The organism is Microbacterium sp. AC132, from assembly GCF_979258525.1.
The window spans coordinates 926,236-945,792 of sequence record NZ_OZ409862.1; the positions used below are offsets into that span (position 1 = coordinate 926,236).

The 19,557-nt window shown below is 68.5% G+C and carries 17 protein-coding genes, 1 tRNA gene and 1 pseudogene; 4 read left to right on the top strand and 15 right to left on the bottom strand.

Annotated features, from left to right (window positions below):
- Positions 1–19: 19 nt before the first annotated feature.
- Positions 20–2,308 (bottom strand): glycoside hydrolase family 3 C-terminal domain-containing protein, encoded by a 2,289-nt coding sequence (locus tag ACZZZQ_RS04340; RefSeq protein ID WP_463506977.1) that lies wholly within the window; start codon positions 2,306–2,308, stop codon positions 20–22.
- 93 nt (positions 2,309–2,401) lie between these two features.
- Between ACZZZQ_RS04340 and ACZZZQ_RS04345 the strand changes: the two genes are divergently transcribed.
- Complete coding sequence (locus ACZZZQ_RS04345) at positions 2,402–2,998, top strand: TetR/AcrR family transcriptional regulator (protein ID WP_463506978.1); 597 nt, start codon at positions 2,402–2,404, stop codon at positions 2,996–2,998.
- 69 nt (positions 2,999–3,067) lie between these two features.
- Here ACZZZQ_RS04345 and ACZZZQ_RS04350 read toward each other — a convergent pair whose 3' ends face one another.
- The 4 genes from ACZZZQ_RS04350 to serS all read right to left on the bottom strand — a co-directional run bounded on the left by ACZZZQ_RS04350 (position 3,068) and on the right by serS (position 6,600).
- On the bottom strand, positions 3,068–4,321 hold the full coding sequence (locus ACZZZQ_RS04350) for an LCP family protein (RefSeq protein WP_053098742.1): 1,254 nt from the start codon (positions 4,319–4,321) through the stop codon (positions 3,068–3,070).
- A gap of 50 nt (positions 4,322–4,371) precedes the next feature.
- Positions 4,372–4,456, bottom strand: a tRNA-Ser gene (locus ACZZZQ_RS04355).
- A 42-nt stretch (positions 4,457–4,498) separates the two neighbouring features.
- Entirely contained in the window at positions 4,499–5,320 is an 822-nt protein-coding gene (locus ACZZZQ_RS04360) for an HAD family hydrolase (protein ID WP_053098741.1), read from the bottom strand.
- The gene (serS, locus tag ACZZZQ_RS04365) at positions 5,317–6,600 is read right to left on the bottom strand and encodes a serine--tRNA ligase (RefSeq protein WP_053098740.1); all 1,284 of its coding nucleotides are present in this window, start codon (positions 6,598–6,600) and stop codon (positions 5,317–5,319) included. Before serS ends, ACZZZQ_RS04360 begins: the two co-directional genes overlap by 4 nt.
- A gap of 74 nt (positions 6,601–6,674) precedes the next feature.
- Here serS and ACZZZQ_RS04370 point away from each other — a divergent pair, with 74 nt between their 5' ends.
- On the top strand, positions 6,675–7,673 hold the full coding sequence (locus tag ACZZZQ_RS04370; protein WP_072590707.1) for a diacylglycerol/lipid kinase family protein: 999 nt from the start codon (positions 6,675–6,677) through the stop codon (positions 7,671–7,673).
- 28 nt (positions 7,674–7,701) lie between these two features.
- On the opposite strand, the gene ACZZZQ_RS04375 is transcribed toward ACZZZQ_RS04370, so the two are convergent.
- The 3 genes and pseudogenes from ACZZZQ_RS04375 to ACZZZQ_RS04385 all read right to left on the bottom strand — a co-directional run bounded on the left by ACZZZQ_RS04375 (position 7,702) and on the right by ACZZZQ_RS04385 (position 10,226).
- The gene (locus tag ACZZZQ_RS04375; protein ID WP_053098738.1) at positions 7,702–8,442 is read right to left on the bottom strand and encodes a hypothetical protein; all 741 of its coding nucleotides are present in this window, start codon (positions 8,440–8,442) and stop codon (positions 7,702–7,704) included.
- Between the two features lie 50 nt (positions 8,443–8,492).
- Positions 8,493–9,952 (bottom strand): annotated as a pseudogene (cls, locus tag ACZZZQ_RS04380) (cardiolipin synthase).
- Positions 9,953–10,052: 100 nt separating this feature from the next.
- A complete protein-coding gene (locus ACZZZQ_RS04385) occupies positions 10,053–10,226 on the bottom strand; it encodes a hypothetical protein (protein WP_171821981.1) in 174 nt (57 codons plus the stop codon).
- Between the two features lie 120 nt (positions 10,227–10,346).
- Here ACZZZQ_RS04385 and ACZZZQ_RS04390 point away from each other — a divergent pair, with 120 nt between their 5' ends.
- Positions 10,347–11,465, top strand: a complete 1,119-nt coding sequence (locus ACZZZQ_RS04390; RefSeq protein ID WP_463506979.1) for a DUF4192 family protein — start codon at positions 10,347–10,349, stop codon at positions 11,463–11,465.
- On the opposite strand, the gene lysS is transcribed toward ACZZZQ_RS04390, so the two are convergent.
- A complete protein-coding gene (gene lysS, locus ACZZZQ_RS04395) occupies positions 11,458–12,984 on the bottom strand; it encodes a lysine--tRNA ligase (protein ID WP_463506980.1) in 1,527 nt (508 codons plus the stop codon). The two genes, ACZZZQ_RS04390 and lysS, sit on opposite strands and share 8 nt — an antisense overlap.
- An 80-nt stretch (positions 12,985–13,064) precedes the next feature.
- Here lysS and ACZZZQ_RS04400 point away from each other — a divergent pair, with 80 nt between their 5' ends.
- A complete protein-coding gene (locus ACZZZQ_RS04400; RefSeq protein ID WP_463506981.1) occupies positions 13,065–14,906 on the top strand; it encodes a DUF2207 domain-containing protein in 1,842 nt (613 codons plus the stop codon).
- A gap of 2 nt (positions 14,907–14,908) precedes the next feature.
- Here ACZZZQ_RS04400 and ACZZZQ_RS04405 read toward each other — a convergent pair whose 3' ends face one another.
- The 6 genes from ACZZZQ_RS04405 to folB are packed head-to-tail and all read right to left on the bottom strand — an operon-like array spanning position 14,909 to position 19,557.
- The gene (locus ACZZZQ_RS04405) at positions 14,909–15,613 is read right to left on the bottom strand and encodes a DUF2520 domain-containing protein (protein WP_053098733.1); all 705 of its coding nucleotides are present in this window, start codon (positions 15,611–15,613) and stop codon (positions 14,909–14,911) included.
- On the bottom strand, positions 15,606–17,606 hold the full coding sequence (locus tag ACZZZQ_RS04410) for a PH domain-containing protein (protein ID WP_463506982.1): 2,001 nt from the start codon (positions 17,604–17,606) through the stop codon (positions 15,606–15,608). The genes ACZZZQ_RS04405 and ACZZZQ_RS04410 overlap by 8 nt, the downstream gene beginning before the upstream one ends.
- The gene (locus ACZZZQ_RS04415) at positions 17,603–18,199 is read right to left on the bottom strand and encodes a PH domain-containing protein (protein WP_463506983.1); all 597 of its coding nucleotides are present in this window, start codon (positions 18,197–18,199) and stop codon (positions 17,603–17,605) included. Before ACZZZQ_RS04415 ends, ACZZZQ_RS04410 begins: the two co-directional genes overlap by 4 nt.
- Positions 18,135–18,632: a DUF3180 domain-containing protein gene (locus ACZZZQ_RS04420; RefSeq protein ID WP_463506984.1), complete on the bottom strand. Its 498-nt coding sequence runs from the start codon at positions 18,630–18,632 to the stop codon at positions 18,135–18,137. The genes ACZZZQ_RS04415 and ACZZZQ_RS04420 overlap by 65 nt, the downstream gene beginning before the upstream one ends.
- Positions 18,629–19,168: a 2-amino-4-hydroxy-6-hydroxymethyldihydropteridine diphosphokinase gene (folK, locus tag ACZZZQ_RS04425; protein ID WP_053098730.1), complete on the bottom strand. Its 540-nt coding sequence runs from the start codon at positions 19,166–19,168 to the stop codon at positions 18,629–18,631. The genes ACZZZQ_RS04420 and folK overlap by 4 nt, the downstream gene beginning before the upstream one ends.
- Positions 19,165–19,557 carry a dihydroneopterin aldolase gene (gene folB, locus ACZZZQ_RS04430; protein WP_056276771.1) on the bottom strand — a complete coding sequence of 131 codons (393 nt, stop codon included), beginning with the start codon at positions 19,555–19,557 and terminating at the stop codon, positions 19,165–19,167. Before folB ends, folK begins: the two co-directional genes overlap by 4 nt.

The following is a 19,557-nucleotide window of genomic DNA, read 5'->3' on the forward strand; positions in this document are numbered from 1 at the left end:
TCGGCGCCGAGGCGTGCGGTCAGGCCTGCGGCAGCGCGCCGGCGTTCGCTCCGGCGAGCAGCTCCTCGACCTGCTCGTGCGTCACGTCCACCCCCGGGAATCCGATGAGGCGGCCGATCGGGAACGACGCCATCATCTTCTCCATGGCCTCGTCGTTGGGCATCATCGATGCCGCCGACGAATCGGCGCCGCTCAGTTCGCCCAGGAAGCCGCCGAGCGCGCCCATCATGATCGGCCCCGCGACGGGGTGCGCCATCACATCGCCGATCGAGGAGTTCATGGTGAGGGGCAGCGAGACCACATCACCCGCCACCTCGACGGTCGCGGTGGAGCGGATGTCGCGGCTCGATGCCGCGACATCGATGCGGTACTCGCCGGGCTCGACGATCCAGCGGTCGACGCGGACGTCCCAGTAGGCGAGGTCCTCGCGACGGATGACCAGCTCGACCGTCCGGGTCTCGCCCGCGGCGATCGCCACCGAGGCGAAGGCCTTGAGCTCGCGAGGCGCGCGCTGGACGACCGAGGACACCGGAGCGGCGTACACCTGCACGATCTCGCGGCCGTCGCGGGTTCCGGTGTTGGTCACGTCGACGCGCACGGCGATGTCACCGTTCTCGGCCGCGTCGACCGTTGCCTCGCCGTACGAGAAGGCCGTGTACGAGAGCCCGTGGCCGAACGGGAACGTGACATCGAGTCCCTTGGCGTCGTACCAGCGGTAGCCGACCAGCACTCCCTCGCCGTAGCGGACATGACCGAACTCGCCGGGGAAGCTGCCGAACGACGGGTTGTCCTCCACACGCACCGGCACCGTCTCGGTGAGCTTGCCCGACGGGTTCACGGCGCCGTAGAGCACGTCGGCGACCGCTCCGCCGCCCGCCTGTCCGAGCAGCCAGGTCTCGACGATCGCGGGCACCCGGTCGGCGAAGGGCAGCGCGACGACGCCGCCGTTCGAGAGCACGACGACCGTCGCGGGATTCGCCTCGATCACGGCGTCGAGCACCGACAGCTGCGCCGCCGGAAGGTCGATGTGCTCGCGGTCGAAGCCCTCCGACTCCTCTGCGGCGGGGAGGCCGAGGAACACGACCGCGACATCCGCTGCGGACGCGGCGGCGGCCGCCTCCGCGAGCAGGTCGTCAGCCGAGCGACCGGATGCGGCGGTGTCGCCGCCTTCCACGGCGAAGCCCGGCGCATATGCGACGTCGTCCCCACCGATCGCGCGCAGCTCGTCCAGCGCCTTGTCGACCCTGGTCGGGTTGATGAGCGACGATCCTGCTCCCTGGAATCGCGGCTCGGTGGCGAAGGCGCCGATGACCGCGATGCGCTGCTCGGGGGCGAGCGGCAGCAGGTCTCCGTCGTTCTTGAGCAGCACGATCGAGCGACCGGCCGCCTCCCTGGCGAGCGCATGGTGCGCGTCGACGTCGAGCGGGCCGGAGACGGCCGGACGCCGCTGCGCCTTGCGGACCAGATCGATCGCGCGGGCGGCCGCTGTGTCCAGCACGCTCTCAGCGAGCTCGCCGGCCCGCACGGCAGCGACGAGCTGCGCATCCGTCCGACCTCCCGACGACGGCATCTCGAGATCGAGGCCGGCGGCGACGCCCGCCACACGATCGTTCACGGCACCCCAGTCCGACACGACGAGACCGTCGAAGCCCCAGTCGTCGCGGAGCACCTGGGTGAGCAGCCAGGGGTCCTCCGATGCGTAGACGCCGTTGATGCGGTTGTACGAGCACATGACCGTCCATGGCTGAGCGTCCTTGACCACGCGCTCGAAGCCACGCAGGTAGATCTCGTGCAGCGGTCGCGGGTCGACGTCGGAGCTCGCCCGCATCCGGTCGAACTCCTGGTTGTTCGCGGCGAAGTGCTTCAGCGACGTGCCGACGCCCTGCGACTGCACACCGCGCACCGAGGCGGCACCCAGGGTTCCCGAGACGATCGGGTCTTCGGAGAAGTACTCGAAGTTGCGGCCGCACAGCGGCGACCGCTTGATGTTGATGCCGGGGCCCAGCACGATCGCGACGTCTTCGATGGCCGCCTCGACTCCGATGGCGGCGCCGACCCGCTCGATGAGCTCGGGGTCGAACGACGATCCGATGCCGACGGCCGGTGGGAAGCACGTCGCCGGCACGCTGCTCGAGAGGCCGAGGTGGTCGGTTCCCCCCGACTGCTTGCGCAGGCCGTGCGGCCCGTCGGTCATCATGATCGACGGCAGACCGACGCGATCGATGGCCTTCGTGGTCCAGAAGTCCGCGCCGCTCGTGAGCGACGCCTTCTCCTCGAGGGTGAGATCGGATGCCGAGGTGTCGGTCATGGTCTTCCTTTCGCGCGCGACAACGGTGTCTTGCGAAAACTATATGCCAGTAAGTATTGGATCTCAAACGTTGTTCAGGATTACTCTCGAGGAATGGCACGACGAGGTTCATACGCGAAGGGCGTCGCCAGGCGCGAGGAGATCCTCGAGAGCGCTCTCGATGTGATCGGCCGCAAGGGGTATCAGAACGCCTCACTCAAGCAGATAGCCGAACTCGTCGGCGTCACCCCGGCCGCCCTGCTGCACTACTTCGGCAGCAAGGAGGAGCTGTTCACCGAGGTGCTGCGCACGCGCGACGAACACGACGGGATGGCGCCGCAGACCTCGAACCCCGAAGACGCGAAGTCCGCGTTCGTCGACGTCATCCGCCACAACACCGAGGTCCCGGGCGTCGTGGAGCTGTTCTCCCGACTCTCCGTCGATGCCGTCGACCCCGCGCATCCCGCGCATCAGTACTTCCTCGAGCGCAGCGAGCGACTCCGTGAGAGCATCACCGACGCCTTCGCCCACGATGCCGACCGTCGAGCCGCTCTCGATCCGGACACCATGGCGCGCGTGATCCAGGCGGTCGCCGACGGACTCCAACTGCAGTGGATGATCGACCGCTCGGTCGACATGCCCGGCATCATCAGCGCTCTGATGGATGTGCTCTACCCGCCGACCGATCAGCCCGACGCGCAAGAGGGCTGAATGCGGAGAACCGCCCCTCGCGCTGTAGGCGAGGGGCGGTTCTTCGTGACGGAGAGTGCAGTCAGCGCGTCAGCGCACGTTCCCGTTCGAGCAGGTCTGCTGTGCGGCCGAGTTGCCCTTGATCGTGTCGGGCAGCGCCACCACGTTCTCGGGTGCGGCCGAGGGGTCCGGCGTCGCCGCCTCCGCTCCCGGCTCCGCCGGTGCCTGCGTTCCCGGGTCCGTGACGACGACGCCGTCGTTCTCGGTGTTCTGATGCGTGACCTGCAGCTGAGCGTTCTGGTTGATCGCGTCCCACATGGCCTCTGCTGACGTCTTGTCCGGCACGACGCGGTTGGGGTCGTCCGGGTCCGTGAAGGTCGGGTACTGCAGGAAGACGATGTCCTCGAAGGGCACGGACTTCACCGCGAGCGCGATCTGCACGATCTTCATCGGGTCGGCCAGCGACGTGCTCGCCTCGACGTTGTCGAGACCGGTCGTCGCGAGCTTCAGCATCATCGGCACGTTGCCGAGCGTCTCGCCGCTGATGAGCGTGCGCGCGAGGCTCGACATGTACTGCTGCTGGTTGCCGATGCGGCCGAGGTCGCTGCCGTCGCCGACTCCGTGTCGGGTCCGCAGGAACTGCAGCGCGGTGATGCCCTCGATCACATGGTTTCCGGCTGCGAGGTCGAGGCCCGTGTACCGGTCCTTGATCGGGGAGGCGAGGCACACCTCGACGCCGCCGATCGCGTTGGTGATCTCGATCACGCCGCCGAAGGTGACCGAGGCCGCGAACTGGATGTCCTGACCGGAGAGGTCGGAGACCGTCTTCGCGACGCAGTTGAGTCCTCCGTCGGTGTAGGCGACGTTGATCTGCTGCTTGTTCATCGCGGAGTGCACCTCGCCCTCTGCGTCCTCGCACTCGGGGATCGGGACCATCATGTCGCGCGGAAGGCTGACGACGGTGATCCGGCGCGGCTCCTCCGACACATGCATGAGGAGGTTCACGTCGTTGAGGGTGCCTTCGGAATCCGCGCCCGTGCAGCGGTCGCCGAAGTACTGCGCGTACGCCTCTTCGCACGTGTCGACACCGGTGAGCAGCAGATTGAATCCGCCCTTGTACTCACTGATGTCGGGCGGCAGCTCCTCGGTGCTGTCGAGTTCGACAGCGTTGGCCGAGACGGTGCTCGAGAGGTCGTAGACGATGTAGGAGACGACGCCGAAGCCGCTCACCAGGACGACGGCGAGACCGATCGCGATGAACTTGAGCAGTTGGCTGAGGGGGCCCGGCGTGTGGAGCTGACCGTGGCGCGCGATGGTGCGGCGGCGTCGCGTGGTGGGACTCACTCGGGGCCTTTCGGTTCAGCGTACGGCGCGGAGGCACCGTCCCTGGAATGCGGAGGGTGTGGGATTCGAACCCACGAGACATCTCTGCCCACTGGTTTTCAAGACCAGCTCCATCGGCCACTCGGACAACCCTCCCGACAGACGAATCTGCCGACAAGCCGTGAGTCTAGCCGAGTTCTATTCTCCCGCGCTGACCTGGGCGGCCGCTGGAAGCGTGTTCAGCGCCATCGCGAGACCGCCGTCCTCGACATCGCCGGTCACCTCGCCCGCGGCATCCTTCACCTCTGTCGGCGCCTGCCCCATGGCGACCGCCCGGCCGTCGAGACCCAGCGCCCAGCCGAACATGCCGATGTCGTTGCGCCCGTCGCCGGCCACGAAGACGTGCCCGCGCTCGAAGCCGAGCTCGGTGCGCACGCGCTCCAGCGCCGTGCCCTTGTCCACTCCCTGCGGTGCGATGTCGAGCCAGGCCGTCCAGCCGATCGCGTAGGAGACCTCATTCAGCCCGGCGTCCGCCACGAGGCGGTGGAAGTCCTCCTCGTCGTGCCCGGGAGAGACGACGACGACACGGGACACCGGTTCGGCGACGAGCTCTTCGAAGCCGACCTGCCGTCCGCCGTCGAGCGTCCAGTCGTCCAGGTGCTCGGTGTAGAGCCGCAGCCCTGACCCGAGCTCGACCATGTAGCGGGCTTCCGGGAGCCGCTCGCGCAGCAGAGCGAGCACAGGAGACGGATCGAACGTCTCGATGTGCCACCGCTCCCAGTCGTCTCCCACACGGCGCATGGTCACCGCACCGTTCGAGCACACCACGAAATCGGCGGTCAGCTCGAGCTGCTCGACGTAGCGACGCGTCGCCATCCAGCTGCGTCCGGTGGCGATCGTGACCACATGGCCGGCGTCTCGCAGGCGCGCGACCGCCTCGGGAACACCGGGACTCATCGTCTCGTCCTGCAGGATGATCGTGCCGTCGACGTCGAGCCCGACGAGCCAGGGAGCTGTCACGCGGTCGGCTCCAGAACCTCGAGCCCGCCGAGGTACGGGCGCAGCACCTCCGGCACGCGGACCGATCCGTCGGCCTGCTGGTGCGTCTCGAGCAGCGCGACGATCCATCGGGTCGTCGCGAGGGTGCCGTTGAGGGTGGCGACCGGCTGCGTCTTCGCGGTCTGCCCCTCCTGAGCCTCGGGTCGGTGGCGGATGTCGAGACGGCGCGCCTGATACGTCGTGCAGTTCGAGGTGGAGGTGAGCTCGCGGAACGCTCCCTGCGTCGGGACCCACGCCTCGATGTCGTACTTGCGTGCGGCGCTGGAGCCCAGGTCGCCGGCGGCGACGTCGATCACGCGGTAGGCGAGACCGAGCGAGGTCAGCATCTCCTCCTGCAGCGCGACGAGGCGCAGGTGCTCGGCCTCGGCGTCCTCCGGGTTGGTGTAGACGAACATCTCGAGCTTGTTGAACTGGTGCACCCGGATGATGCCGCGGGTGTCCTTGCCATGGGAGCCCGCCTCACGGCGGTAGCAGGTCGACCATCCGGCGTACCGCAGCGCGCCCTTGCCGAGGTCGAGGATCTCGTCCTTGTGGTATCCGGCGAGTGCGACCTCACTGGTGCCGACGAGGTAGAGGTCGTCGTCCTTGTCCAGGTGGTACACCTCGTCGGCGTGCTCGCCGAGGAATCCGGTGCCCTGCATGATCTCGGGCCGCACCAGGGTGGGCGTGATCAGCGGGATGAAGTCGTTCTGCAGCGCCTTGTCGAGGGCGAGGTTCATGAGCGCGATCTCGAGCCGCGCTCCGATCCCGCGCAGGAAGTAGAAGCGGGCGCCCGACACCTTCGCGCCGCGCTCCATGTCGATCGCGCCGAGGATCTCGCCGAGCTCGAGGTGGTCTCGCGGCTCGAAGTCGAATGCGGGGACCTCGCCCACGCGTCGCAGCTCGACGAAGTCCGCCTCGCCGCCCGCGGGGACGCCGTCGACGACGACGTTCTCGATGCGTGCGAGAGCCACCGCCAGGGCGTCTGCCGCCTCGTTCGCGGCCTGCTGCGCCTGCTTGACGCGCTCGGCGAGGTCTTTGACCTGAGCGACGAGCGCCGCCTTCTCCTCCTTGGGAGCCTTCGCCACCAGCTTGCCGAAGGCGTTCTGCTCGGCGCGCAGCTCTTCGAACGCGGCGAGCGCCGCTCGGCGCGATCGGTCAGCCTCGAGCGCGGTGTCGACGGTGCCCTGGTCGTTGCCACGGGCGGCCTGAGAGCGGCGGACGATCTCCGGATTTTCGCGGAGGAGTGCGAGGTCGATCATCCATCAAGTCTATGGTGCGGCCCGGGCGCGTCCGCCGCGTCCGGGCGGGCCGACGCCCGGGCTAGAGTAGCGCCATGACCACGAGCGCCACCGGCCGACGCCAGGCAGCGCTCGTCTACAACCCGATCAAGGTCGACGGGAAGCAGCTGCGGGCGCGAGTCCGCGCTCTCTCGCACGAGGCCGGGTGGGAGCATCCGGCCTTCTATCCGACCACGATCGAAGATCCCGGTCAGGGTGCGACGGCCGAGGCCCTCGCACGCGGCGTGGATGTCGTGCTGGTGGCCGGCGGAGACGGCACGGTACGCGCTGTCTCCGAGGCCATCGCCAACACCGGGGTGCCGCTCGCGATCCTGCCGAGTGGCACGGGCAACCTGCTGGCGCGCAATCTCGGCCTCCCGCTGGCCGACCCCGACGAGATGATCCGCGCGGCGCTGGGCGAATTCCGCCACGCGATCGACATCGGCTGGGCGCGTCTGACGAGAGAGAGCGGGCAAGACGAGGAGCACGCCTACGTCGTTCTCGCCGGCGTCGGGCTGGATGCCGACATGATCGCCAACACGCGCCCGGACCTCAAGAAGTCGGTCGGCTGGATCGCGTACGTCGACGGCGCGGCGAGGTCGCTCGTGAGCGCCGAGCCGTTCCGATCCGTGTTCCAGATCGACGACGGCCGCCTGCACTCGACGAAGGTGCACAGCATCCTGTTCGCCAATTGCGGGACCCTGCCTGCGGGAATCGCGCTGATCCCCGACGCCTCCATCACCGACGGCGTCCTCGACGTCGCCGTGATCCAGCCGACCGGCGTCTGGGGCTGGCTCGGCGTGTGGCGCAAGATCTGGTGGGACAACTCGGTGCTGCGACGCTCGCGCGCCGGCCGTCGCGTGCTCGAGCGACGGGGCCGGGACGCATCGGTGCACTACTTCCGCGGAGCCGTCGCCGAAGCCGCGGTGACGTCTCCCACCCCGATCGAGCTCGACGGCGACGAGTTCGGGACAGCGGTGCGCGTCACGTGCCGGGTCGATCCCGGGGCTCTTCTGCTGGCGCTCCCCGCCGATCACCCGGTCGCATCGCTCTGATCCACCGGGGCGCGCACTTCTTACAGCGTCAGCTGCGCACCTCGACCGTGCCGTCGAGGTTCCCGCCGACGAGCGTGAGGGTGAAGGCGTCATCATCGACGGCGTCCTCGCCGAATTCCAGGATCGTCGCGCGCGGTGCCATGTCCATGGTGCACACCTGATCGTCGTCGGTCGTGAAGGTCGCGGTGCCCGATGCACCAGATCCCTCGAGGCTCTCGACCACCGGGGGGCAGCCTGACGAGCCCCACGTGAGCAGCACCAGCGAGCCGTCATCGAACCAGCCGGCACTCGGCGCGTACTCCGTCGATGAGCCGGGGGTGCCGGTGAACGACGGGTCGCCGTCGAGTTCGACGTCGTCGACCATGTCGCCGTACGTCACCTGCAGAGTGATCTCCTTCGTCGGGTCGACTCCCTCGGGCAGTGCGCCGATGCTCGCGCGGGAGGCCAGGTCAGCGGTGCACGCCTTCTCGCCGTCCGTCTCTGACTCCGGCTCGACCAGCGTCACCGATACCGTCTGCCCCTCGGCCGTCACCGCGTCGACCTGGGGAATGCACGTCGAGGAGCCCCACGTCACCACGGCGAACATGCGGCCGTCGTCGAGCAGCGTGCCTTCGACGTCGTCCGAATCGTCGGTGCTCTGCCCGGGCCCGCTCGAGGGGTTCGAGGTCGCCTGCGATCCTGTGGCCCCGGGGCCGATCGTGCACCCCGCGATCAGCAGCAGAGCGGCCAGGGACGAGAGAGCGGCGACGACACGCGACGGGGAAGCCATGCACACAGGGTACCGGCCGCGGTCTGCCGAAAGCACCCCCTATCGGCGCCCTATTGCAGCGCCGAGGTGAGACGGGCGAGGTTGTCGAGGACTGTCGACCGGAGCGGCTGCTGCATCCACTCCTCGAGAGTGAGCTCCCGGCTGAGCGAGCGGTAGACGTCTTCGACCGCGCGCATCTCGAGGACGAACTCCTCGCCGCGGACGAGCATCGACACCTCGAGGTTCAGACCGAACGAGCGCATGTCCATATTGCTCGAGCCGATCACGGCGACCTGGTCGTCGATGGTCAGACTCTTCGTGTGCAGGATGTACGGCTTGCGATACATCCAGATCCGCACCCCGGCCTTCAGCAGCGCCTCGTAGTAGCTGCGCTGGGCGTGGTACACCATCGCCTGGTCGCCCTCTTCGGAGACGAACAACTCGACCGCGACCCCTCGGTCGACCGCTGCGGTGACCGCGAGCAGCAGCGCTTCATCCGGCACGAAGTACGGGCTGACGATCATGATCTTCTCTTTGGCCGCGTAGAGCAGCCCGAGGAACAGACGCAGGTTGTTCTCGACCTCGAACCCCGGTCCCGACGGCACGACCTGGCAGTCCAGGTCGCCCGAGCCCGCCTCGGCGTGCGAGATGTCGATCTCCTGCAGCACCTCGTCGGTCTCGCTGTACCAGTCGCTGAGGAAGATGGCGTTCACGCTCAGCACGACCGGCCCGTCGATGCGGACCATGAGGTCGACCCAGTGCAGACCCCGCTTGATGTTCTTGGGAAGGTTGTAGGTCGAGTCCGTGACGTTCTGGGAGCCCAGGAACGCGACCTTGCCGTCGACCACGAGGAGCTTGCGGTGGTTGCGCAGGTCCGGCCGCTGCATGCGTCCCTTCAGCGGCTGCACCGGCAGCATCAGGTGCCAGTTCGCGCCCATCCGATTGAGCCGGGCGACGGTCTTCCGGTACTTCGGCTTCCACCTGTTCGCCCAGTGGTCCAGCAGCACGCGGACATGCACGCCGCGTTCTGCCACCTCTTCCATCGCGCGGAAGAAGTTGTCCGTCGACGCATCGGACTGGAGGATGTAAAACTCGATGTGGACGTAGTCCTGGGCCTTGCGGATCTCGTCGGCCATCGCGTCGAGCGAGTCCTGATAGTCCGCGATCAGATGCGCGCCGTTGTCGCCGGAGATCGGCAGCGCTCCGAGACGGTGGTTCATCTCGACGAGCGGGGAAACCAGCTCGGCGCATTCGGGCGCAGGGTGCCGAAGTGCAGGTGCTCGCTCGTCTCGGCGATGTACTCGTTGATCTGATCCTGCTTGCGACGCCGCGCTCGCGGCAGCCGTGGATTTCCGATGAGCAGGAAGAGGAACACGCCGACGAACGGGATGAAGAAGACCGCGAGCAGCCAGGCCATCGCCGCCGTGGGACGCCGGTTGCGCGGGATGATGATGATCGCCGTGATGCGGATGGTCAGGTCGAGGGCGATCAGGAACGCCGCGGTCCACCAAGCCCAGATCTCGGGCGTCATCCCTCGTCCTCTCGGCCGCTCGGCACTTCGACGCCGGGCGCTTCAGTGGGCACCGATGACGGTGCGCTGGCTACACAGTAGCCGATGGTTCCGACGCCGCTCAGGAGCGCGGCGGCAGACCGCGTGCGGCCCGCTCCTCGGCTTCGATCCGTGCGTGCACCTTGCGTTCGGTGCGATCGAACCGCAGGATTCCGCGGAGCACGAAGAAGAACACGACGCTCACCCCGATGGTCGGGATGAGCGACCATGCGGCTGCGAGCCAGAAGTTCTCCATGGCTCCATGGTACGCGACTCACTACCCCACTGCTCCTCCACACTCGGGCGCAGAAGGGGGATAGACCATCGGCGCTGTGGAGACCGACCGCGAGCGTGCTCGTGCGATGAGACTCGCCGGATGACAACACTGCTCCGCGCTTCCGGCTCCGCTGAGTTCCTCAGCATCGTCCCCTCTCTCGCAGGCTTCACCCCGACTGAGAGCCTCGTCCTGCTGCCGTTCCGTGGCACCCGCACGTACGGCGCGATGCGACTCGACCTCCCCCGCAGCCACGACGACCTCGCCGACTACGCGGATGCCGCGGTCGGCCTCGTCTCGCGAGTCGAGCGGACGGATGCGGTCGCCCTCGTGGTCTATACGGATGACACCGTGCAGCGCACACGCGACGGGCTGGTGCTCCCCTTCGCCGTCGAGGTCGATGAAGTGCTGGGTCGGGCGGAGGACGCCGGACTGCGTATCGTCGACGCGCTCTGCGTGACCCCCGACGGGTGGTCGAGCTACCTCGACGGCGATCCGCAGGTCCGCCGTCTCGACCGCCTCGCACCCGAGGTGCCGGGCGTCGGCGACGTCTCCGGGGACCAGCTGTCCGGTGCTGCTCTTCCTGCGGTCGGCTTCGCCGACAAGGAGCGGGTGGGGCGCGCACTGCGTGACGTCAGCGGTCTCCTCGAACGAGGTGGCACACCTGGGGCGACGGGCACGGAGAACCCTCAGGCGATCGCGGCGCTCGTGCTCCTCGAGGACATCCCGGCCTTCTTCGAGTCCGTTCTGGCATCCCCGGACGATCTGCCGCCGTTCGCCACCGCGGCCCTCCTCTGGTGCCTCGATCGCCCGCTCTTCCGAGACGTCGCGCTGACCCAATGGGCGACCGATGCGCGCGGCGGCGAGCGCACGCTCCAGGCGCAGCTCGACTTCGCGGGCGCGACGACCAGGGTGCCCGACGACCTGGGCGATGTCTTCCTCGGCCGGGGACCCACTCCTGATCCGCAGCGACTCGCAGTCGCCCTCTCTCTCGTCCGCACGGCTGCCGCTCTCGCCCCGCCTGCGGCGAGACCCGCTCCGCTCACCGCTGCGGCATGGCTCTCGTGGGCACTCGGCCGCTCGAGCCATGCCGCGCAGTACCTCGATCTCGTGCGGGCGATCGATCCCGAGTACGGTCTCGCCGCGCTGCTCGCGTCGATGATCGACGCGGCGATGCTGCCGGAGTGGGCGTTCAGACGCGGCGCGACGCCCGTTATTTGACGAGGGGGAAGAGGATGGTCTCGCGGATGCCGAGCCCGGTGATTGCCATCAGCAGGCGATCGATGCCCATGCCCATGCCGCCGGACGGCGGCATGCCGTGCTCGAGCGCCCGCAGGAACTCCTCATCGACCGGCATCGCCTCGACGTCACCGCGGGCGGCGAGCTTCGCCTGCTCGACGAAGCGCTCGCGCTGGATGACGGGGTCGACGAGCTCGGAGTATCCGGTCGCCAGCTCGAACCCGCGGATGTACAGATCCCACTTCTCCACGACGCCCTCGATCGAGCGGTGCTCGCGGACGAGGGGCGAGGTGTCGACAGGGAAGTCCATGACGAAGGTCGGGCGCACGAGGTCGCCCTTCACGAAGTGCTCCCACAGCTCTTCGACGAGCTTGCCGTGCGTGGCCTGAGCGGGCAGGTCCACGCCGTTCGCCTCGGCGAAGGCGATCAGGTCCTCGACCGGATCGGTCGGGGTGATCGTGCGACCGGATGCCGCCGACAGCGACTCGTACATCGAGATGCGATCCCATTCGCCACCGAGGTCGTATTCGGTGCCGTCCGCCCAGGTGACCGTGGTCGAACCGGCGACCGCGATCGCCGCCTGCTGCACCAGCTCCTGCGTCAGCGCGGCCATCTGGTTGTAGTCGCCATAGGCCTGATAGGCCTCGAGCATCGCGAACTCGGGGCTGTGGGTCGAGTCTGCGCCCTCGTTGCGGAAGTTGCGGTTGATCTCGTACACCCGCTCGATGCCGCCGACCACGGCACGCTTCAGGTACAGCTCGGGCGCGATCCGCAGGTAGAGCTCCGTGTCGAACGCGTTCGAATGGGTGACGAACGGGCGAGCGGATGCTCCACCGTGCTGCACCTGCAGCATCGGGGTCTCGACCTCGAGGTAGTCGTGGCTGCCGAACGTCGCTCGCAGGCTCGCGTTCACCGCCGCACGAGCGCGGACAGTCGTGCGCGCCTGCTCGCGGACGATCAGGTCGAGGTAGCGGCTGCGGACCCGGCCCTCTTCACTGAGCTCCGAGTACGCATTCGGCAGAGGCAGGATCGCCTTCGAGGCGATCGCCCACCCGTCGGCCATGATCGACAGCTCGCCGCGGCGGCTGGAGATCACCTCGCCGTGCACGAAGACGTGATCCCCGAGGTCGACGTACTCCTTCCAATCGGCGAGCGACTGCTCCCCGACGTTCGCGAGCGAGATCATCGCCTGGATCCGCGAGCCGTCGCCGGCCTGCAGCGTCGCGAAGCACAGCTTGCCCGTATTGCGACTGAACACCACACGACCTGCGACTCCGACGACGACGCCCGTCTCGGCACCCGCCTCGAGCTCGCCGTACTCGGCGCGCAGCGCCGGGATCTGGTGAGTCACCGGCACGCTGACAGGGAACGCTCCCCCGCCGGCGTCCGCGCGGTTCGCGACCAGACGCTCGCGCTTCGCCAGGCGCACGGCCTTCTGCTCGTGGACGTCTTCTTCGGTGGCGGCGGTGGTCGTCTCGGGCGCGGCAGACGCGTCAGTCATTCGGGGCTCCTTGAAAGTCGTGTCCAGTTTACCGAGGTCCGACCCCTCACCCTGCGGTCGAGTCTGGGTAGCCTCGAAGCATGGCAGCCACCAGACTCGCCCGCACGCTCGTCACGATCGGTCTCACCGCCGCTGCACTGCTCGTGCCCACGACACCGGCAGCTGCAGCAGCAGCGGGACCCGCACCCGCCGCCGGCGCCTCGACCGCAATCCGCGCCGACGTGGACGACTTCTCCTACGCATCGTGGGATGCACGGTACGAGGTGGGTCTCGACGACGACGGCCGCTCGCACATGCACGTCACCGAGTCCCTCACGGCTCGATTCCCCGAGGTCGATCAGAACAAGGGGATCGTCCGCGGCCTTCCGACGAGCTACGAGAACGCGTGGCTCGATGTGCGAGTGCTGTCGGTGACCGACGAGACCGGGGCCGACGTGCCCTACGAGACCGAGCAGGAGGACGGGCTGCTGCTGGTGCTCACCGGCGACGACGACTACGTGCGCGGACTCACGACCTACGTGATCGAATACGAGATGCGCGACGTGATCCTGGCGGCAGACTCCGGAGTCGACGAGTTCTACTGGGACCTGCTTCCTCTCGACAGCACGCAGCCCGTCGAGGACTTCCGTGCGGAGATCGTGTTCGACGAGACGATGACGGATCGGTTGACCGGAAACGCCCGCTGCTACACCGGCTACCAGGGATCGACGAACGAGTGCGACCTCGTCGCGTCGCCCGACGGCGCGCACTTCGCTGTCGAGGCGAAAGAGCTCTCCCCCGGCGAGGGGATCACGGTCGCCGTCGGATTCGACCCTGGCACCGCTGTGCAGCCGTCGGCGCGGCAGCCCGATCCCGTGACCGACACCGTTCCCGCGATCGCGGCACTGGGCGGGCTCGGGCTCTCGGTCGGAAGCTGGATCGCCGTGTCGGCGTTCAAGAAGAAGCGACGCACATCCAGCGGCATCATCGTCGCGCAGTACGACGTGCCGGATTCGCTGCCGCCACTGCTGGCCGCCGGGATCGTGCCCGGCGCCAAAGACCCGATCCCCGCAGAGATCATCCACCTCGCGGTACGCGGCCTGCTGCGCATCGAGGAGGGCACCGACGTCGAGCAGCCACGGCTGCGACGCCTTCCGGGTGGGAGGATTCCTGACGAGCTCGACGCCCAGGCACTGGATGCGCTCTTCGTCGGCGCCGACGCCGCAGGAGTCGCCGAGGTTCCGAGTTCGAGCGAGGACTTCGCGGCCCGCATGAAGACGCTGTCGCAGAGCGGCGTCGAGGCAGCGGTGTCACGCGGCCTCACCACCAAGGCGCGCAGCAGGGGCGCGATGATCCTGCAGTGGTGTGCGATCGGCGTCGTGCTCGCAGGCTTCGCCCTCGGCCTCTGGGGGATCATCGGCGGACGTGTCACAGCGATTCCTGCGTTCGTCGCGATCGCGTTCGGTGTCTTCCTCGTTCTCCTGTCCTCCTTCTACGGCTTCTCGAAGCACACCGTCCTCACCGCCGAAGGCGCCCGACAGTACGAATACCTCATGGGCGTCAGGGAGTTCATCCGCGTCGCCGAAGCCGACCGACTCCGGATGCTCCAGTCGTACACGGGCGCCGAGAGGCGACAGGACGGCAGCGCGAACGTGATCGTCGTCTACGAGCGCCTGCTCCCCTACGCGATGCTGTTCGGCATGGAGAACGAATGGGGCGCCATTCTCGAGCAGGTGTACGCCTACGAGCAACGAGGCGCGTCGTGGATCGGGGATCCCAGCGCGCCCTTCGTCCGCGGTCAGCTCGTGGCGTTCGCTGCGACGTCGCACGCGTCCGCGACGTACGCGGCACCGAGTGCGAGCTCGTCGTCGAGCGCAGGCGGATCGTTCGGCGGCGGCTTCTCCGGCGGAGGCGGTGGAGGCGGCTTCTCGGGCGGTCGCTGACGTCAGAGCAGAGGGGGCGGCCCTGACGCATCGCGGAGCGCCCGTTCGACCGTCGACTGCACCAGGGCGGAGAGGTATCCCCCCGGGTTCTCGACGCCGAGTTCACCGAGGCGCGAGGTGGACTGCGCGATGATCGAGCGTGAGAACTCGGTGACGGTCTGGATCGCGTCGGCGTAGGCCTCCCGATCCGCCTCCGAGATCACGACCGGCTCGCATCCCATCTCGACTGCCAGAGCCTGTGCGATGGGAAGCACCGCCGCCGGAGCGGTGACCGCCGCATAGCTCGCCTGCAGCTGACGCAGATCGATCGACGTGCCCGTGAAGGTGATCGCCGGATGCACGGCGAGCGGGATCGCACCGCTCGAGGCCGCCGGTCGCAGCACCTCGATGCCGTGACCGGGGTCCGTGTGCAGCACGAGCTGGCCGAGCTGCCAGCCTCCGACCTCGGCGATGCCCGCGATCAGGCCCGCCAGCTGATCGTGAGGAACGGCCACCACGACCAGCTCGCTGCGACGCACGACCTCCAGCGCATCGAGGATCGGGACGTCCGGCAGCACCGCTGACGCACGGTCGTCGTCAGAGCCGCTTGTGATGCCGATGATCGCGTGTCCTGCTCCGGCGAGAGCCGCGCCGATGACCGGCCCCACTCGTCCCGCGCCGATGATGCCGACTCCGAGGCGTCCATCGCGGCGCGTCGGATCACTCACCGTTCGGAGCCGGCGCTGCGGGCGGGGCCGGAGGTACGGGCGGAGCGACAGGCGGAGCCGGAGGCACGACAGGCGGAGCCGGTGGCGCGACAGGCGGAGCCGGAGGCACGACAGGCGGAGCGGGCGGTGCGACAGGCGGAGCCGGAGGCACGACAGGCGGAGCCGGTGGCGCGACAGGCGGAGCCGGAGGCACGACAGGCGGAGCGGGCGGCGCGACAGGAGAAGGCAGCGGGGCCCCGGAGACGCCTGCAGCGGCATCCGCCCCGGCGACCGGGTACCCGGGAACCTGCGCTCCCTCGGCATCCGTCACGTATTCGCCCCACCGGTGGGTGTGATCGCGCGCGGCGGCGGCGACCGCTGCCGAGCTCACCCTGTCGAGCAGGTACAGCGCGTCATCGCGTTCGAGACCCGACAGATAGCCCGTGATGAGCCCCTGCACGGAGTGCACCTGCGCACCGGACACACGCTGCGCACGGTCGATCGGCCCCTGCGAGAGCGACACTCCCTGCAGCCGGGCGAGCGGGAAGATCGCCAGCTTGCGCCAGACGATGCCACGCCGGAGCAGGAGTCCGAACTCGGTCAACGCGAAGCCGTGACGCTTCCACGACACGGGCCTGCGCCACCATGCGCGCCGAGGCATCGTCCGGTACGGGTCGCCCTCGACCGGCCCGAGAATGCCGTGCTCCCACACGAGCGGGATGTCGGCGACCGGAGCATCGGGAAGGATCAGCGCGAGCACGCGTTCGACATCGGCGCGCTTGCCGACCGGCAGCACGACGCTGAACTGCTGCGCCGAACCCGACGACTGCTGAGCGGCGCTCTTGCCGCTCATGCGGTTGATCCTGATGGTCCACCAGCCGAACGGCCGCCACAGCAGCGACTGCGTGACCTCCACGGCGAAGATGCGTCCAGGCGGCAGCGTCTCGGTCACGGTCGTCAGCAGACCGTACGTGATCCGCACGCCGTCGGGCGTCGGGGCGATCGAGTAGCGCAGCGACTTCGAGATCTGCGCCCAGGTGATTCCGACGATCGCGATGATCATGGGGATCGCGATGCCCAGCGTGATCCCGAGACCGAGGAACCCGCCGATGGGGTCTCCGTCGATCAGCGAGCCGATCGCGACGCCGCCGACCGCGACCCCGAAGATGATCCCGAAGAAGATGAGCCAGAGGACGCTCGAGATGAGCTGGGAGCCGACGAGACGCCCCGTCGGGATCTTCACCACACTCTCGGGCTCGACGTCGGCGAGGTCGACGCCGCTGATCAGATCGTTGACGCCGGCGTTCATCGATCCGACGAGCTGTGCCCGTGCCGAACCGGGCGCGACCGTCCCCGAGCCTGCGGCGTCAGAGGAGCGCACGCCGGCCGCGGCGTCCGCAGCTGTGAGTCTGGCTGCGCGCGCACCCGAGGCGAGGCGCAGGATGTCGGTGCGCACCGCCTCTGCGCGCGGAGTCGCGAGGTACTCGAGCTCGACGTTGGAATCGGTGCCGGCACCGACGACCTCGAGCTTCGCGAGTCCGATGATGCGCGCGGGGAACGGACGGGTGAGGTTGACGCCCTGCACCCGGTCGAGCGGAGCGCGACGGTGCGAGCGGAAGACGATGCCCTTGCGGACCTCGACGTGGTCCCCCGTGATCCGGAACTGCTGGAAGCGCCAGACGAACCAGAAGATGAGGACGAGGACGACGACCAGTCCGAGCACGCTGAGCAGCACGATGACGATGAGGTTGTTCTGCAGCACCCAGTCGACGGGATCCCCGCCGCTGTAGTCGTACTGCGCCTCTTCGGGGGTGAAGAGGTCGACGAACCAGGCGATCAGACGGTCGCGAAGGTTGGCGATCGCGATGCCCGCGATGATGATGAGGGCCAGCCCGCCCTTGAAGAGCGGGGTGAGCGGATGCATCCGATGCCACTCGCCGTCGGCGAGGGTCTCGCGCCCGGTGGCCGCGCTGGGCCGCTCTCCCGTCGGTGCCGGCGGCTGGTGCTCGCTCACAGGCCCGTCCGGCGAGTCTCGGCGACCTCGATCAGGGTGTCCCGCAGCGCTTCTGCCGCCGTCTGTGTGAGCCCGGGGATCTGCACTCCGGTCGTCGCAGCGGCGGTGACCATCTTCAGCTGGGAGATGCCGAACGCGCGATCCAGCGGCCCCTGGGTGATGTCGACGAGCTGCATGCGTCCGTAGGGCACGGCGATCATGCGCTGCCAGAGGATGCCCTTGCGGAAGACGATGTCGTCTTCGCGGAGCATGTATCCGATGGCCCTCGCCTGCCTCGGCAGGATGACCATGGTGATCAGCGTGATGAGCACGACGACACCCGCCGGGATCCACGCCCAGGTCTGATGCAGCACGAGCGCGAGAACCGCCGCGACCGCGAGGACGACGGCGATGAAGATCAGGTTCTGCACGTTCTGCGAGACCACGTAGCGAGGGGAGATCTGATGCCAGGTCCCGTCGAGCTCGAGTCTCGCCTCGCTGCGCGCGGTGCGCAGCTGCGGGTACGTGCCCTGGTCGAGGGCCGCGCGGTCAGCGACCTCCGCCGAGTTCAGCGGGGCCGGGATCCCCGGCTCGATCTCTGGGTTCTGAGTCATCAGGATCCTTCGGAAGTATGCAGAACTGTTCGGCGATGAGCGCGGCGACGGTCAGCACGACCGCGCTTCCGATCAGTGCCAGCATCGCCACAGTCGACCCTACCGGGGGATCGATCGGCCGGGAGAGGAGGAACGCCAAGAGGCCCGCTCCGAACCCCGCCATGATCGCCCCGACGAGACTGGACGCGCGCGCCAGCGTCACCGCGCGCGTCGCACGGAACGGATCGATGCGGACGCCGTTGCGAACACTCGCGCGCACGGGCCAGGCGACGCCCAGCGAGGCTGCGCCGATGAGCAGGAGCAGCACGGGCAGCAACAACGACGGCGTGAAGGTCGTGCGGCCCATCGCCGTCAGCATGTGGTCGAGGACGAAGCCCCCGCCGGCGGCGAGCACGGCGAGAAGCACGAGGAGTCCGATCGAGGTGCGCTTCATCGCTGCTCCCGGCGTCGCAGATCCGCGACGAGGTCGGCGACCCGACCCGCACCGGGAAGCACTGCGTCGCGATCGAGTTCGAGCCACGGCTCGAGGACGAACAACCTCTCGAACGCACGGGGATGCGGCAGCTGCAGTCCGTCACCCTCCGCCGACTCGTCACCGTAGGCGATCAGGTCGAGGTCGAGTGTCCGATCGCCCCATCTCTCCAGGCGCTCGCGGCCGTACTCGTCTTCGATCGCGTGCAGCATGCCGAGCAGGATCGACGGAGCGAGGCGGGTGGTGACCAGGGCGACCGCGTTCACATACCCCGGGGCGTCGGGATCCGGCCCGTCGAGCCGCAGCGCGACGGTTTCGATCAACGAGGACAACCGCACGTCTCTGACCAGCGGCAGTCGCGAGATGCGCTCGGCGGCGGCGCGGATCGTGCCTTCGCGATCACCGAGATTCGCGCCGAAGGCGACGACCGCGACGGCATCCTCGCGCCCGGGTCGCGGGCCGGGGAGACTCGGCGGGTTCGCCAGATTGCGACTCATCGCGACTCCTCCTCGGCGAACTGCTGTCGCGCCCGGTGCACGGTGACGGCGACGTCCGAGAAGGTCAGGGCGATCGGAGCATGCGGCTTGTGCACCGTGACGGTGACGGAGTGCACCCGGGCGTCGGCGAGCGCGACAGCCGCGATGCGATCGGCGAGCGTCTCGATGAGGTTCACCGGCTCGCCCGCGACGACCTCTGCGACTCTCTCGGCGAGCTCTCCGTAGTGCACCGTGTCGGCCACGTCGTCCGATGACGCCGCATCGTCCAGCGGCATCCGAAGGCGCAGATCGATCGTGAACTCCTGACCGTTCTCCCGCTCGTGGTCGTACACGCCGTGCCGACCGAACACGGTCAGTCCGGTGAGGACGATCTCGTCGAGGACATCCAT